General features: G+C 72.3%; 16 protein-coding genes and 1 tRNA gene. 9 read left to right on the top strand and 8 right to left on the bottom strand.

The window, feature by feature from the left end:
* Positions 1-184: 184 nt before the first annotated feature.
* A complete protein-coding gene (locus OGH68_RS07120) occupies positions 185-850 on the top strand; it encodes a molybdopterin-dependent oxidoreductase (protein ID WP_413471089.1) in 666 nt (221 codons plus the stop codon).
* Positions 792-1,454, top strand: a complete 663-nt coding sequence (locus tag OGH68_RS07115; RefSeq protein WP_264242468.1) for a cytochrome b/b6 domain-containing protein — start codon at positions 792-794, stop codon at positions 1,452-1,454. The genes OGH68_RS07120 and OGH68_RS07115 overlap by 59 nt, the downstream gene beginning before the upstream one ends.
* Here the strand turns inward: OGH68_RS07115 and OGH68_RS07110 are convergent.
* Both OGH68_RS07110 and OGH68_RS07105 read right to left on the bottom strand, forming a co-directional pair.
* Positions 1,440-2,837 (bottom strand): GntP family permease, encoded by a 1,398-nt coding sequence (locus tag OGH68_RS07110; RefSeq protein WP_264242467.1) that lies wholly within the window; start codon positions 2,835-2,837, stop codon positions 1,440-1,442. The genes OGH68_RS07115 and OGH68_RS07110 overlap by 15 nt on opposite strands.
* A gap of 9 nt (positions 2,838-2,846) precedes the next feature.
* Positions 2,847-3,356 (bottom strand): gluconokinase, encoded by a 510-nt coding sequence (locus OGH68_RS07105; RefSeq protein ID WP_264242466.1) that lies wholly within the window; start codon positions 3,354-3,356, stop codon positions 2,847-2,849.
* A gap of 152 nt (positions 3,357-3,508) precedes the next feature.
* On the opposite strand from OGH68_RS07105, the gene OGH68_RS07100 reads away from it, so the two are divergent.
* Genes OGH68_RS07100 through OGH68_RS07090 form a run of 3 tightly spaced genes read left to right on the top strand, consistent with a single transcriptional unit; the run spans position 3,509 to position 5,984 of the window.
* The gene (locus OGH68_RS07100) at positions 3,509-4,210 is read left to right on the top strand and encodes a FadR/GntR family transcriptional regulator (RefSeq protein ID WP_264242465.1); all 702 of its coding nucleotides are present in this window, start codon (positions 3,509-3,511) and stop codon (positions 4,208-4,210) included.
* Positions 4,211-4,266: 56 nt separating this feature from the next.
* A complete protein-coding gene (locus OGH68_RS07095; RefSeq protein ID WP_264242464.1) occupies positions 4,267-5,355 on the top strand; it encodes an S-(hydroxymethyl)mycothiol dehydrogenase in 1,089 nt (362 codons plus the stop codon).
* Positions 5,355-5,984, top strand: a complete 630-nt coding sequence (locus OGH68_RS07090; protein WP_264242463.1) for an MBL fold metallo-hydrolase — start codon at positions 5,355-5,357, stop codon at positions 5,982-5,984. Before OGH68_RS07095 ends, OGH68_RS07090 begins: the two co-directional genes overlap by 1 nt.
* Here the strand turns inward: OGH68_RS07090 and OGH68_RS07085 are convergent.
* The 4 genes from OGH68_RS07085 to OGH68_RS07070 form a co-directional block, all read right to left on the bottom strand.
* Positions 5,957-6,901 (bottom strand): pseudouridine synthase, encoded by a 945-nt coding sequence (locus OGH68_RS07085; RefSeq protein WP_264242462.1) that lies wholly within the window; start codon positions 6,899-6,901, stop codon positions 5,957-5,959. The genes OGH68_RS07090 and OGH68_RS07085 overlap by 28 nt on opposite strands.
* Before the next feature lie 37 nt (positions 6,902-6,938).
* Positions 6,939-7,268 (bottom strand): DMT family transporter, encoded by a 330-nt coding sequence (locus tag OGH68_RS07080; RefSeq protein ID WP_264242461.1) that lies wholly within the window; start codon positions 7,266-7,268, stop codon positions 6,939-6,941.
* Positions 7,268-7,867, bottom strand: coding sequence for a TetR/AcrR family transcriptional regulator (locus tag OGH68_RS07075; protein WP_264242460.1), 600 nt, complete (start codon positions 7,865-7,867; stop codon positions 7,268-7,270). The genes OGH68_RS07080 and OGH68_RS07075 overlap by 1 nt, the downstream gene beginning before the upstream one ends.
* Before the next feature lie 140 nt (positions 7,868-8,007).
* Positions 8,008-8,095: transfer RNA gene (locus OGH68_RS07070), tRNA-Leu, on the bottom strand.
* A gap of 190 nt (positions 8,096-8,285) precedes the next feature.
* Here OGH68_RS07070 and OGH68_RS07065 point away from each other — a divergent pair.
* From OGH68_RS07065 to OGH68_RS36130, 3 genes are all read left to right on the top strand, one after another.
* The gene (locus tag OGH68_RS07065) at positions 8,286-9,611 is read left to right on the top strand and encodes a M20/M25/M40 family metallo-hydrolase (RefSeq protein ID WP_264242459.1); all 1,326 of its coding nucleotides are present in this window, start codon (positions 8,286-8,288) and stop codon (positions 9,609-9,611) included.
* A 175-nt stretch (positions 9,612-9,786) separates the two neighbouring features.
* The gene (locus OGH68_RS07060) at positions 9,787-10,020 is read left to right on the top strand and encodes a chaplin (protein WP_264242458.1); all 234 of its coding nucleotides are present in this window, start codon (positions 9,787-9,789) and stop codon (positions 10,018-10,020) included.
* Positions 10,021-10,165: 145 nt separating this feature from the next.
* Positions 10,166-11,029, top strand: a complete 864-nt coding sequence (locus tag OGH68_RS36130; protein WP_319020185.1) for a chaplin — start codon at positions 10,166-10,168, stop codon at positions 11,027-11,029.
* Positions 11,030-11,156: 127 nt separating this feature from the next.
* On the opposite strand, the gene OGH68_RS07045 is transcribed toward OGH68_RS36130, so the two are convergent.
* Positions 11,157-11,345 carry a DUF5703 family protein gene (locus OGH68_RS07045; protein ID WP_100106356.1) on the bottom strand — a complete coding sequence of 63 codons (189 nt, stop codon included), beginning with the start codon at positions 11,343-11,345 and terminating at the stop codon, positions 11,157-11,159.
* Positions 11,346-11,392: 47 nt separating this feature from the next.
* Between OGH68_RS07045 and OGH68_RS07040 the strand changes: the two genes are divergently transcribed.
* On the top strand, positions 11,393-12,052 hold the full coding sequence (locus OGH68_RS07040) for a hypothetical protein (protein ID WP_264242457.1): 660 nt from the start codon (positions 11,393-11,395) through the stop codon (positions 12,050-12,052).
* Positions 12,053-12,141: 89 nt separating this feature from the next.
* Here OGH68_RS07040 and OGH68_RS07035 read toward each other — a convergent pair whose 3' ends face one another.
* Positions 12,142-14,247: a helix-hairpin-helix domain-containing protein gene (locus OGH68_RS07035; protein WP_264249948.1), complete on the bottom strand. Its 2,106-nt coding sequence runs from the start codon at positions 14,245-14,247 to the stop codon at positions 12,142-12,144.
* Positions 14,248-14,707: the final 460 nt, after the last annotated feature.

Genomic DNA, 14,707 nt, shown 5'->3' with positions numbered 1-14,707 from the left:
TGCCGCGTGTCTCCCCGCCCGGAGGCGTCTTCGCAGCTCCCCGGAGTGTGACGGAAGTCTGACGGACCACGCCCGGCACTGGCCCCCGACGGCGTCCAGGTGCTCGAATCGAAGGGTGACCACACAACACCCCGGCACCGAGGAAGAAGGCGGCACGCCTGTGGGCCGCCGGCTGGTCCTCGGCATGCTCGGCCTCGGCGCGGCCGGCGTCGCCGCCGCGCCGTACCTGCAGCGCGGCCTGGAAAGCCTCCTCGGCGCCGCGGCCGACAAGGACCCGACAGGACTGACGGGCCTGCTTCCGAACGGCGGCGGCTTCCGCTACTACTCCGTCGCCTCCTCCGTGCCGCGCAGGACCGCGGAGACCTACCGCCTCACCGTCGACGGTCTCGTCGAGAACCCGGCCACGTACACCCTGGCCGACCTCCGCGCCCTGCCGCAGACCCGCGTGGTGCGGGACGTGCAGTGCGTCACCGGGTGGCGGGTGCCCGACACGCCCTTCGAGGGCGTGAAGCTCTCGGAGCTGCTGGACGCCGCCGGGGTACGGCCGGCCGCCCGCGCGATCCGGTTCACCTGCTTCGACGGCACGTACAGCGAGAGCCTCACCCTCACCCAGGCCCGCCGCGACGACGTCCTCGTCGCCCTGCGGATGCAGGACAAGCCGGTCAGCCACTCGCACGGCGGCCCGGTCCGGCTCTATGTGGCGCCGATGTACTTCTACAAGTCGGCGAAATGGCTCTCCGGGATCACGGTCACCGAAGCCGTCCGCCCCGGCTACTGGGAGGAGCGGGGCTATGACGTCGACGCCTGGGTCGGCCGGTCCAACGGCCGCACCGACACCCCCACCGTCTGAACGGCCCGCCCGCGTCAGGCGTTTCAGCCGCGCCGAGCGCTGGGTGCACCGCACCACCGCCGCCCTGATGCTGCTCTGCGCCGCGACCGCCGCCGCGCTCTACGTGCCCCAGCTCGCCGAACTCGTCGGCCGCCGCCACCTCGTGGTCACCGTCCATCAGTGGTCGGGGCTGCTGCTGCCGGCGCCGTTCCTGCTCGGGCTGGCCTCCCGCGCGTTCCGCGCGGACCTGCGCCGGCTGAACCGCTTCGCGCCGCACGACCGGGCGTGGCTGCGTGCCGTACGCCACCGCCGGCACGGCCCGGACGCCCGCCCGGCGGGCAAGTTCAACGCCGGGCAGAAGATCTACGCCGCCTGGATCGCCGGCGCGACGCTGGTCATGCTCGGCACCGGACTGCTGATGTGGTTCACCGGGCTCACGCCGCTGGTGTGGCGTACGAGCGCGACGTTCGTGCACGACTGGCTGTCGCTCGCCGTCGGGATCGTGATCGCCGGGCACATCGGAATGGCGCTCGCCGACCCGGAGGCACGCCGTGGCATGCGCACCGGGTCGGTCGAGCGCCGGTGGTCCCGCGACCACCACCCGAGGTGGCTAGAGGACGAGTGACAGCAGCAGGACGAAGACGATGCCGACGACCGAGATGATCGTCTCCATCACCGACCAGGTCTTGATCGTCTGGCCGACGCTCATGCCGAAGTACTCCTTCACCAGCCAGAAGCCGGCGTCGTTGACGTGGCTGAAGAACAGCGAGCCGGCGCCGATGGCGAGGACGAGCAGGGCGGCGTGCGACGTCGACATGTCGGCGGCGAGCGGGGCGACCAGACCGGCCGCGGAGATCGTGGCCACGGTCGCGGAGCCGGTCGCCAGCCGGATCGCGACGGCGATCAGCCAGGCGAGCAGCAGTGTCGGGATGGCCCAGTCCTCGGAGAAGTCCAGGATCATCCGGCCGACACCGATGTCGATCAGCGTCTGCTTGAAACCGCCGCCGGCGCCGACGATCAGCAGCACACCGGCGATCGGGGCGAGCGACTTCTCGACGGTCGAGGAGAGGCGCTCCTTGGTGAACCCGGCGGCGCGGCCCAGGGTGAACAGGCCGAGGACGACGGCGGCGAGGAGTGCTATCAACGGCGAGCCGATGACGTCGGTGACCCGCTGGACGGAGTGCTCGGGGTCGTCCACGACGATGTCGACGAGTGCCTTGGCCATCATCAGGACGACGGGCAGCAGCACCGTGGCGACGGTGGCGCCGAAGCTCGGACGCTTCTCCAGGTGCTCCGACTGACGCTGCGGGATCATCTTCTCGGGCGCGGGGATGTCCACCCAGCGCGCGGCGTACTTGGAGAACACCGGACCCGCGATGATCACGGTCGGCACGGCGACGACCAGGCCGAGGGCCAGCGTGACACCGAGGTTGGCGCCGACGGCGTCGATCGCGACGAGCGGGCCGGGGTGCGGCGGGATGAGGCCGTGCATCACGGAGAGGCCGGCCAGTGCCGGGATGCCGATGCGCATCAGCGAGTAGTTGCCGCGCTTGGCGACCATCAGCACGACCGGGATCAGCAGGACGATGCCGACCTCGAAGAAGAGCGGAAGTCCGATGATCGAGGCGATCAGCACCATCGCCCACGGCATGGCCCGTCCGCTCGCCCGCGCGAGGATCGTGTCGACGATCTGGTCGGCGCCGCCGGAGTCCGCGAGCAGCTTGCCGAGGATCGCGCCGAGGGCGATCAGGACGCCGACACCCGCGACGGTCGAACCGAGACCGGTGGTGAAGGAGGCGATCGCCGCACCGAGCGGAGCACCGGCGAACGCGCCGAGCGCGAGCGACCCGATGGTCAGCGCGAGGAAGGCGTGCAGCTTGAACTTGGTGATGAGCAGGACGATGACAGCGATGCCCGCGAGGACGGCGATGCCCAGCTGTGCGTTACCCGCCGAGGTGATCGGTTCGACGGTGTCCGCTGCCAGCATCTCGACGCTGAGACTGGTCACGGTGATTCCTTAAGGTTCGAGCCCGCGCAGCGCGGCGACGGCCCGTTCGGTGATTTCTTCGGGGGTGCCGGACACATCGACGGCGACGCCCGCCTCGTCGTCTCCCAGGGGCTGGAGGGTGGCGAACTGGGAGTCGAGAAGCGCGGTGGGCATGAAGTGTCCCTTGCGCTCCGTCATCCGCTGCTCGATGAGCTCGCGGCCGCCGGTGAGGTGGAGGAAGACGGCGTCGGGCGCCGCCGCCCGCAGCCGGTCGCGGTACTCACGCTTGAGCGCGGAGCTGGAGACCACTCCGCCGAGCCCCGCCCTGCCGTGGGCCCACTCGCCGATGGCGTCGAGCCACGGCCGGCGGTCCTCGTCGTCCAGCGGGACGCCGGCCGACATCTTGGCGATGTTCGCCGGGGGATGGAAGTCGTCGCCCTCGGCATAGGGGACGCCCAGGGCGGCGGCGAGCAGGGGGCCGATCGTGGTCTTGCCGGTTCCTGCCACGCCCATCACCACGACGACGTGGGGGGTGCTCATTGCGTGCCTCGCTGTCTTCGTCGACGTTCGACGTCGGTCCGTCGCGCTACTGAAACCTATTAGGTACGACGTATTCAAGAGCCTGAGACAGAAACGTCATACTTTTTGTTCCCGTGGGCCTCGCGTAGATCCACACGCCGTACGCTTTGTCCATGACCACAGAAGGCCGCGGGCTCCACACGCACGTGCTCGACACCCTCGGTCTGGCGATCACCGCGGGTGAGTATCCGCAGGGCAGCGTGCTGCGCACCGACGAGGTGGCCCAGCGCTTCGACGTCTCGCGCACCGTCGTCCGGGAAGTGGTCCGCGTCCTCGAGTCCATGCACCTCGTGGAGTCACGCCGCCGCGTCGGCGTCACGGTGCGCCCCGCTGGGGAATGGAACGTCTACGACCCCCGCGTCATCCGCTGGCGGCTCGCCGGCACCGACCGCCCGCGTCAGCTGCGCTCACTCACCGTGCTGCGCTCCGCGATCGAACCGGTCGCGGCCGGCCTCGCCGCGGTGCACGCGACCCCCGAGCAGTGCGCGGCCCTGACCGAGGAGGCGCTCGGCATGGTCGCCACCTCCCGGGGCCAGCAGCTCGAGGGGTATCTGAAACACGACATCGCCTTCCACCGCGTCGTGCTGGACGCCTCCGGCAACGAGATGTTCGCCCGGCTCGGCGACGTCGTCGCCGAGGTGCTCGCCGGACGCACCCACCACCATGTGATGTTCGACGACCCCGACCCGGCGGCGGTCACCCTGCACGTACAGGTCGCGGAGGCCGTTCGCGAGGGCGACGCCGACCGGGCCGAGCGGCTCACCCGGGAGATCGCCGTCGGGGCCCTTCAGGAGCTCGACGTCCTCGCGCCCTGATGTCACAGGCATAGTGGGGGCCGACGTCCACTGCGCGAGGAAGGGCAGGTACTGCGATGCCGCAGCAGGTGCAAGGCGTGATCGCACCCGGAAGGAACGAGCCGGTACGGGTGGAGACGATCACGATCCCCGACCCGGGACCGGGAGAGGCCGTCGTCAAGGTGCAGGCCTGCGGGGTCTGCCACACCGATCTGCACTACAAGCAGGGCGGGATCAACGACGACTTCCCGTTCCTCCTCGGCCATGAGGCCGCGGGCGTCGTGGAGTCGGTCGGCGACGGTGTCACCGAGGTCGGGCCCGGGGACTTCGTGATCCTCAACTGGCGGGCCGTGTGCGGCCGGTGCCGGGCATGTCGGCGCGGGCGGCCCTGGTACTGCTTCGACACGCACAACGCCCGGCAGAAGATGACCCTCGCCGCCACGGGCGCCGAACTGTCGCCCGCGCTCGGCATCGGCGCCTTCGCGGAGAAGACCCTGGTCGCCGCGGGCCAGTGCACCAAGGTCGACCCGGCGGTCTCCCCGGCCGTGGCGGGTCTGCTCGGCTGCGGGGTGATGGCCGGCATCGGCGCCGCCATCAACACCGGCCAGGTGGGCCGCGGTGACTCGGTGGCCGTCATCGGCTGCGGCGGCGTCGGAGACGCCGCCGTCGTCGGCGCACGGCTCGCCGGAGCCGCGAGGATCATCGCCGTCGACATCGACGACCGCAAGCTCGCCACGGCGAAGAAGGTGGGCGCCACCCACACCGTCAACTCCCGTACCGGGGACGCCGTCGAGGCGATCCGCGAGCTCACCGGCGGGTTCGGCGCGGACGTGGTCATCGAGGCCGTCGGCCGCCCGGAGACCTACGAACAGGCCTTCTACGCCCGGGACCTGGCCGGCACCGTCGTCCTCGTCGGCGTGCCCACCCCGGACATGAAGCTCGAACTGCCTCTCCTGGACGTCTTCGGCAGGGGCGGCGCGCTCAAGTCGTCCTGGTACGGGGACTGCCTGCCCTCCCGAGACTTCCCCATGCTGATCGACCTCCACCAGCAGGGCCGTATCGACCTCGGCGCGTTCGTCACGGAGACCATCGGGCTCGGCGACGTCGAGAAGGCGTTCGCCCGGATGCACGAGGGCGACGTCCTGCGATCGGTGGTGCAGCTCTGATGGCCGCCCGCATCGACCACCTGGTCACCTCCGGCACCTTCTCGCTCGACGGCGGCACCTGGGACGTCGACAACAACGTCTGGATCGTCGGCGACGACCACGAGGCCGTCGTCGTCGACGCCGCCCACGACGCGGACGCCATCCTGACCGCGCTCGGCGGCCGTACCCTGCGCGCCATCGTCTGCACGCACGCGCACAACGACCACATCGACGCGGCCCCGGCTCTCGCCGCCGCCACCGGCGCGCCGATCCTGCTCCACCCGGACGACCTGCCCCTGTGGAAGCAGACCCATCCCGAGCGCGCCCCGGACGGCGACCTGGCCGACGGAGCGGTGATCACGGTCGCGGACACCGCTCTGACGGTGCTGCACACCCCCGGTCACGCCCCCGGCGCCGTCTGCCTCCACGCCCCGGACCTGGCCACCGTGTTCACCGGCGACACGCTCTTCCAGGGCGGTCCGGGCGCGACCGGGCGGTCGTTCTCCCACTTCCCGACGATCATCGACTCCATCCGTGACCGCCTGCTCACCCTGCCGCCGGACACCGTCGTCCGTACCGGTCACGGCGCCACCACCACCATCGGCGACGAGGCGCCGCATCTTCAGGAATGGGTGGGCCGGGGCCACTGAGCCAGGCTCAGCCGGGTCTCGAACCGGCGCCGCTCCCCGGTGACCGGGTCGGTGAACTCCAGGACCGTCGCCAGCAGTTGCAGGGGACGCGAGAAGTCCTCCTCCGCCTCGGGCAGCACCACGGGGAACAGCGGGTCGTTCAGGATCGGCAGTCCCAGGCCGTTCATGTGGACCCGCAGCTGATGGGTACGGCCGGTGGCCGGCAGCAGCCGGTACCGGCCGTACCCGCCGTCCGTCTCCAGCAGCTCGATCCGGCTCTCGCTGTTCGGCTCGCCAGGCTCCTCCCGCGCCGCGAGCACCCCCCGCTCCTTGACGATGCGGCTCCGCACGGTCCGCGGCAGCGCCACCGCCGGGTCGTACGGGGCGAGTGCCTCGTACTCCTTGCGCACCCGCCGGTCCCGGAACAGCGTCTGGTACGCGCCCCGGTCGCCGGGCCGTACGACGAACAGCACCAGGCCCGCCGTGAGCCGGTCCAGGCGGTGCGCGGGCTGGAGCGAGGGCAGGCCGAGATCGCGGCGCAGCCGGGCCACGGCGGTCTCCTTCACATGGCTGCCGCGCGGTGTGGTGGCGAGGAAGTGCGGCTTGTCGGCGATCACGATGTGTTCGTCGCGGTGCACGATCCTGACCCCGAACGGCACCGGCCGCTCCGCCGGGAAGTCCCGGTGGAACCAGAGGAACCGCCCCTCGGTGTAGGGCTCGTCCCCGGTGACCGGTCCCTCCGTGCCGACGAAGCGCCCGTCCCGCAGCATCGACTCCACCCGCGCCGTGCCGACGGCGTCCGCATACCGGTCCAGCAGGTGCGCCCGCACGGTGGGCCAGCGACGGCCGGGGTCCTCGGGCAGGCGCAGCCTCACGGGATCGATGCCGTCGCGCTGGGGGAGCGGGGCGGGGACCGCCGCTCTGTTTCTGCGTCTCACCGAGGAACTGTATGCCCGTGCGACGGGTGTGCCCCGATCAGTGCTCCATCCCGCCGCCGACGTACATCACGACGACGCCGACGATGACGAGAGCGATCCCGATCAGTGTCGCCGGCCGGACCGGTTCGTCGAAGAGCACGACACCGCCCAGGAATGCGCCCACCGTGCCGACACCCGACCAGATCGCGTACACCGGGCCGACGTTGAGCGTCTTGAGGGCCTGCGCCAGCATCAGGAACGCGGCGCCGTAGCCGACGACCACCAGGGCGGTGGGGCCGAGCCGGGTCAGGCCGTGCGAGGCGCGCAGCGAAAGAGTCGCGATCACCTCGGAGATGATCGCTGCCGCGACCAGCAGAGCCGCCCCCATCAGCGCGACCCTCCGTCCGTGCCGGTGAGGCCGGTGCCGGGGAGACCGGTGCCGGTGAGGCCCTCGCCGATGTGCCCCGAGCTGATGAGATCGCCGACGAGCCTGCGCAGCTCGACGTGGGCCGCGCCGTGCGGCGGGGCGAGGCCCAGCATGCGCGCCGTCCACCAGCCGTCCACCGCCATGCGCACCAGGGTGCTGACGCCGGGCGCCAGCCGGTCCGCCTCCAGTCGTTCCTGCCACCGCCGGTAGTGACGCTGGAGGACATCGAGCGCTTCCGGCCCGCCGGCCGCGGCGAGCAGCGCCATGGGGACGTAGTCGCGGTCGGCACTGCCGTGCCCGGGTGCCTCCTGCGGGATCGAGGCGTCGAGCCAGGCGGTGGTGTACGCGCCGGGAGGTGCGTCCGGGCCCGGCAGCATCGCTTCGAACCTGTCGATCAGCCGCTGCACCACCCCTGCGACGAGAGCACGCTTGCTCGGGAAGTGGTGGAGCAGGCCGCCCTTGCTCACGCCCGCCTCCGCGGCGACGGCGTCCAGACGTACGGCGTCCACGCCGCCCTTCACCAGCAGCCGCTCCACGGCGTCGAGGAGTTGGTCACGCATGGTCTCCGCCTGCCTTTCGTCCGGTCCCCGAAACGGCCCGACCGTCTGGACGGTCGAAGTCGAAGCCAGCATACGCCGACGAGCCGTCCCGCGGCACCGGGAAACGCGAAGACCCCCACGGGAACCCGTGGGGGTCTTGTTGGTGTCCGAGGGGGGACTTGAACCCCCACGCCCGATAAAGGGCACTAGCACCTCAAGCTAGCGCGTCTGCCATTCCGCCACCCGGACAAGGTGTCTGTCTCGCGGCCCTGGGCCGTTCCGACGTGGAAAACCATAGCAAACATTCGACCCCCCTCGATCACACCCCCGCACCGCCCCCCGGCCACCGTGCAGAGGTCCGGTGGCCGCCCTTGGGCCGCGAGGCCGATGGCGAGAGGATGAGCCCGGACCACCAGCAGCGACAGCGGGAGGAATCAGCGTGAGCGAGTCGAACACGGCCCGGGCGGTCACGGGCGAGGACGAGGTCGTCGATCTCTGCCGTGAGCTGATCAGGATCGACACCAGCAACTACGGCGACCACTCGGGTCCGGGTGAGCGCGCCGCGGCCGAGTACGTCGCGGAACAGCTCGCCGAGGTCGGGCTGGAGCCGCAGATCCTCGAGTCCCACAAGGGGCGCGCCTCCACCGTGGCCCGCATCGAGGGCGAGGACACGTCCCGGCCCGCGCTGCTCATCCACGGCCACCTCGACGTGGTGCCCGCGAACGCGGACGACTGGACCCACCACCCCTTCTCCGGCGAGATCGTCGAGGACTGCGTCTGGGGCCGCGGCGCGGTCGACATGAAGGACATGGACGCCATGACGCTGGCCGTCGTGCGGGACCGGCTGCGCAGCGGCCGCAAGCCCCCGCGCGACATCGTCCTCGCCTTCCTCGCCGACGAGGAGGCCGGCGGCACCTACGGCGCCCGGTACCTGGTCGACAAGCACCCGGGGCTCTTCGAGGGCGTCACCGAGGGCATCGGCGAGGTCGGCGGCTTCTCCTTCACCGTCAACGAGAACCTGCGGCTCTACCTCGTCGAGACGGCGCAGAAGGGCATGCACTGGATGCGCCTGACCGTGGACGGCACCGCCGGGCACGGTTCGATGACCAACAACGACAACGCCATCACCGAGCTGTGCGAGGCCGTCGGCCGGCTCGGCCGCCACACCTGGCCGGTCCGGGTCACCAAGACCGTACGGTCCTTCCTCGACGAGCTGTCCGACGCCCTCGGCACGCCGCTCGACCCCGAGGACATGGACGCGACCCTCGCCAAGCTCGGCGGCATCGCCAAGATGGTCGGCGCCACGCTGCGCAACTCCGCGGCCCCCACCATGCTCGGCGCCGGCTACAAGGTGAACGTCATCCCCGGTCAGGCGACCGCGCACGTGGACGGGCGTTTCCTGCCGGGCTACGAGGAGGAGTTCCTCGCCGAGCTCGACCGGCTGCTCGGCCCCCGGGTCAGGCGCGAGGACGTGCACGGCGACAAGGCCCTGGAGACCAGCTTCGACGGGGCGCTCGTCGACGCGATGCAGGTGGCGCTCAAGGCGGAGGACCCGATCGCGAGGGCCGTGCCGTACATGCTCTCCGGCGGTACGGACGCCAAGTCCTTCGACGATCTCGGCATCCGCTGCTTCGGGTTCGCACCGCTCAAGCTGCCGCCGGAGCTGGACTTCGCCGGGATGTTCCACGGCGTGGACGAGAGGGTGCCGGTGGACGGCCTGAAGTTCGGCGTGCGGGTCCTCGACCGGTTCATCGACCAGTGCTGAAAGCACCGGACCGGCGCTGCTGCGGACTGCTCGGACGACGCTCCGATAATCGCCAGCGCGTGCGTGTGTGAATTGAAAGAGTGAATGCGGGTGACACCTCGTAGCCCCTCTGGTTCCTCCTCGTTACAGGTGGTGCGGTCCGTGGCTGGGACCGCATTTGCCAACAGGAGGAATAATGATCAAGAAGGTCGTCGCGACCGCAGCTGCCACCGGTGGTCTGCTGCTCGCCGGTGCGGGCATGGCCATGGCCGACGCGGGCGCCCAGGGTGCTGCCGCGCAATCGCCTGGCGTTCTGTCGGGCAACCAGGCCCAGGTGCCGCTCCACGTGCCCGTGAACCTGTGCGGCAACACGGTCGACGTCATCGGCCTGCTGAACCCCGCCTTCGGCAACCTCTGCGTCAACGACTGACGTTGCGTTCCCGGCCCGTAGTGGGCCGGCAGTGAATCCGGCGGCTCCGGAGTGCGCGCCATGCGCTCCGGGGCCACCCGCTTCTTCCAAACCCTCGGCATGTGCCCAGGGGTATTCGTGAAGCTGGAAGGCAGGGCATCAAGACATGAGACAGGTCACGCGAAAAGGCCTGATCACCGTGGCAGCCGCGGGCGGCGTACTCGCCCTCGGCGGCGGCGGTTACGCGCAGGCGGACGCCGGGGCGAACGGAACAGCGTCGAACTCGCCGGGCGTTCTGTCCGGCAACTCGGTTCAGGTTCCGGTGCACATCCCGGTGAACGTCTGCGGCAACACCGTGGACGTGGTCGGGCTGCTGAACCCGACCTTCGGCAACGAATGTGCCAACGTCTCCGGATCGGGCGCAGGGGGCGGCGGCTCCAGCGCGGAGGGCACCACGAGTAACTCACCCGGTGTCCTCTCCGGCAACAACGTCCAGGCGCCGGTCGATGTACCGGTCAACGTCTGCGGCAACAGCGTCAACGTCGGCGGTCTGCTCAACCCCGTGTCCGGCAACGGCTGCGCGAACGGCTCGGGTGCCACCACGCCCGGCACGCCGGACCCGGGTACGCCGGACCCGGGTACGCCGGACCCGGGTACGCCGGACCCGGGTACGCCGGACCCGGGTACGCCGGACCCGGGTACGCCGGACCCGGGCACGCCGGACCCGGGTACGCCGGAGACCCCGGAGACCCCCGGTACGCCGGAGACGCCTGAGACCCCGGGTACGCCTGAGACGCCTGAGACCCCGGGTACGCCGGAGACCCCGGCGACGCCGGCGAGCCCCGCGACTCCGGAGACTCCGGGTACCCCGACCGGGCCGAACACGCCCGAGAGCCGGACCGTGACGCCCCCTGGCGGCGCTCAGCTCGCCGAGACCGGCATGGACGCGCTCGACGTGGTGGCACCGGCGGGCGTCGGTCTGCTGCTCGCCGGAGCGGTGCTCTACCGGAGGACGCGCGCGGCCCTCTAGGGGCGCGCCGGACCCGGCCCGGGCACGGACCCCGGCCGGGTTCCGGCCTGCCGTACGCAGAGGAGCGGGTCCCGCAGTTGCGGGGCCCGCTCCTTCGTTTGGTCCTGCCTCTGATCACCAGCGGTGATCACCAGGTGGCCCGCACCTGGCGGATGATGCGCCGGCGGAGCCGCACTCTGCGGCTGCCGTCCCGGTGCAGGGTCAGTCGGTCCAACTCCCAGTGTCCGTACTCGGCATGGTCGGTCAGCAGACGGGTCGCCTCCTTGCGGGAGACCCCGCGAGGTACGTACACGTCGACAAATTCGTATTCCGGCATCGCATCTATTGTGCGGGCAGCACCCCGGTACGGATAGCGTCTGCACTATGTCTGATGCTGCGCAGCCCACCGCTGCCGAGGTACGTGCCGCCGCCGAGGCGGTCAAAGCCGCACTGGACCGTCACCTCGAGGCGGTCGAGAACCGCACCGGAGACGACGACCCGGCCGTCTACGACGCCTTCAACGCGCTCGCCGCGGCGGCCGAGGCGTACGACGAGCGGCTCTACGACCGGTATGACGAGGTCACCCCCTTCGAGATCCCCGGTGCGGACGATTCACTGCCGCCCTACGCGGGCCCCGAGGAGCCGAACGCGCTGAGCGTGCTGATCCGCCGGGACTACGCCGTGGTGGAGCCCCAGCGGCTGCTGGCGCAGGCGCAGCGCATCGCGGACCTCGACCAGGACGGGGACGAGGACGGGCTGACCACCCCGGTCGTCGGTGCCAGCGTGCATGCGGCCCTGGGGGTGCTCTTCGGTGAGTTCGAGCCGGATGAAATCGCGTCCCGGCACAAGGAATTCGGCCTCGAGGAGGGCGACTCCACACTGTGGGTGTCCGCGGCCGACGAACTTCCGGAGCCGGGGGAGTGGCTGAGCGTCCCCTTCGACCAGGCCGACCCCGAGCGGGTCGTCTGCCGGTTCGACGTCAGCTCGGTCTTCGACGAGGACGAGCTGCGCGAGGAGATGACGGCCCCCGACGACGAGTCCTGACCGGCCCGCGCCGGTCGCATCCGGTTGCACGGTGCCGTCGCCGATCCCGGCCCGGGACGACCCGCGTGGTCGTCCCGGGCCGGGGCCGTTCACAGCGCCTGCCGTGCCTGTGACGGTGCCTGCGGCTGGGGCTGCGGCTGAGGCTGTGCCGCGGGCTCGGCGAGCAGGCCCTCCAGCAAAGTGCGCAGCCTGGTGGTGCGCCCGGGGCCGGGGCGCTCGGCGACCGCCTGCGGCAGCGCCTGGTCCACGCCGTGCACCACCGAAAGATGCCGCTCGGCGCGACCGAACGCCGTGTACACCCACGGCCTGCTCAGCGCCTGCGCCGCGTCTCCCGGCAGGACGACGACCACGGCCGGCCAGCGCATGCCCTCGGCCTGGTGCGCGGTCAGCGCCCAGCCGTGGCGCAGCGCCGATTCGACCCGTTCCCTCGGCACGACCGTCGCGATGCCCTCGCAGTCCAGATGCAGTCCGGCCGCGTCCGCCGAGACGACCGTGCCGGTGAGCGTCCGGCCGGGCGCCGGGGCGTACGCCACCCGGTCGCCGGGGTCGAAGCCGGCGAAACGGCCGCCGCCGGGGTTGAGACGCTGCTTGAGTGCCGCGTTGAGCTCACGGGTGCCGGCGGAGCCGCCGTGCCCCACGGTGATGACCTGGGTCTGCTCGGCGGGCACCCCGATGGCGCGCGGCACGGAGTCGACGACGAGCTGCACCGTACGGTGCACGGCCTCGCCTGCGTCTCGCACCGGGACGATCACGATTTCCCTGCCCGGGGCCGCGACCTGGTTCAGCTCACCGATGCCGATGCCCGACACCAGCTCGCCGAGCGGCCCCGGGTCGGGCGTACGCGACGCGACCTGCGGGCACACCCGGGCCGCCAGCAGGTCCTGGAAGACCCGGCCCGCGCCCGCCCCGGAGAGCACGCCGGGGTCCCCCGCGAGCACCAGCCGCCCGCCGTCCGGCATGGACTCCACGAGCATCGCGGCGGTCTCCACGTCCAGTTGCGGTGCGTCCAGCACGACGAGCAGGTCCAGCGCGAACGCGCCGTCCTCGTCGCGGCCGGGCCCGGCAGTGCCGTCCAGCAGGGCGGCGACGGTCACGGCGGCCGCGTCCGGTCCGAGCCTGCGCACTCCGTTCTCCGCGTGCACGGCCACGACGGCCCGCAGGCCCAGGCGGCGGGCGGTCTCCGCGAGCGCGACGGGCTCGGCGCGGGACGCCTCGCCGCCGGTGTGCACGACCAGACCGTGCGCTCCCGCGGCCCGCACGAGCTCGGGCCCCTCCCAGACGTCGGCGGGTCCCGTCCTGACCAGCCTGGCCAGGCCGTCCGCGAGGCTCTCCTCCGCCATCGCGTACCGGTCGAGACCGAGCAGGACGGGCACGGTGCGGCTCTCGTCGTCCTCCTCGCCCCCGTCCTCGTCGACGCCGTCCTGGAAGACCAGGACGGTGCCGTCCGCGACGGCCTGCTGGACGGCCCCGTCAGGATCGGGCACGGACCGCTCCGCGAGCGCGGCTCGGACCGCCGGAGCCTCGAGTGCCGTGTGTCCCATGAGAGCGGCCCGCTCCAGCAGCCACGTGACGAGCGCAGAGGTCCGGCGCTCGTCGCCGGGCCCGGCGTCCGGCCCGAGCAGCGCCCGGGCGAACCCGTCCGCCTGCTCCGGCCGCACCCCGGGCACGGAGAGCAGCCGCCAGGGGTCCTCTGCGAGAACGTCGCCGGCCGCCTCGCCCAGGACCTCGGCGGCCTGACCGGCGAGGCCCTCGGGGGCGCCGCCCTTCACGAGCAGGCTGCGCACGGCCGCGACGGCGGCTTCACCGGGCTCGGCCGGCTTCCTTGGGACCGGCCGTGCGGTGGGCGCCGCGGGGGCGGCGCGCCGCGGCTCGGGGGCGGGCGACGCGAAGGCGTCCGCGGCCGGCTTCTCGCCGCTCTCCACCGCTCGTACGGCGGCGAGCAGGTCGGCGGCCTTCCCGCTGAGCTTCGCCCCGCTGGCGATGGGCGCCTCCCGCTCGGCCTTCCGCCGCTCGATCCGCTCCCGCAGCTCCCGCTGCGCGGCGATCTCGGCCTCCGCCTCACTCAGCCCCTCGCCGGCCTCCCCGCCCTCATCGGACGCGGCCCCTGCCGGTGCCTCCCCGGGCACGGCGTCCGCCGTCTCTCCACTGCGAGCGTTCTCTGCCGCACCAGCCCCACCGCCGCTGCGGCTGGGCACGTCGCCGGCGTCCCGGCGGCCTGTCGCATCAGGCCCGGAGCCGGCCTCCGCGGTCCCGGAGTCGGCCTCCCGCGCCTCGTCGTTGTCGCCGGGCGCGTCGGTGGCGTCCCGGCGGTCCGTAGCGTCCGGCCCGTGGCCGGGCTCCGCCGTCCTGGAGTCGGTTTTCCGCGCCTTGTCGTCGCCGGGCGCGTCCTCGCGGGCCGCCGCGTCTGCGTGCCCCTCCTCGTCGGATGCCGCGCTCGGCTCCTGGCCGGGCTCCGCGGTCCCGGAGTCGGTCTCCCGCGCCTCGTCGTCGCCGGGCGCGTCCTCGCGGGCGTCCGCGTCCGCGTGCCCCTCCTCCTGGCCGGGCTCCGCCGTCCCGGGGCCGGCATCGCCGGGCGGGCCTTGGGCGGCGCCCTGGCTGCCGTGGTCGGCGCCGCCGGGCGGGCCTTCGGCTGCCGCCTCGCCCGCGATGCCTTCG

It is taken from the genome of Streptomyces peucetius, from assembly GCF_025854275.1.
Taxonomy (GTDB): Bacteria; Actinomycetota; Actinomycetes; order Streptomycetales; family Streptomycetaceae; genus Streptomyces; species Streptomyces peucetius_A.
Note: the sequence above shows the minus strand (reverse complement) of the source record. Positions and strands in the feature narration are given on the sequence as shown.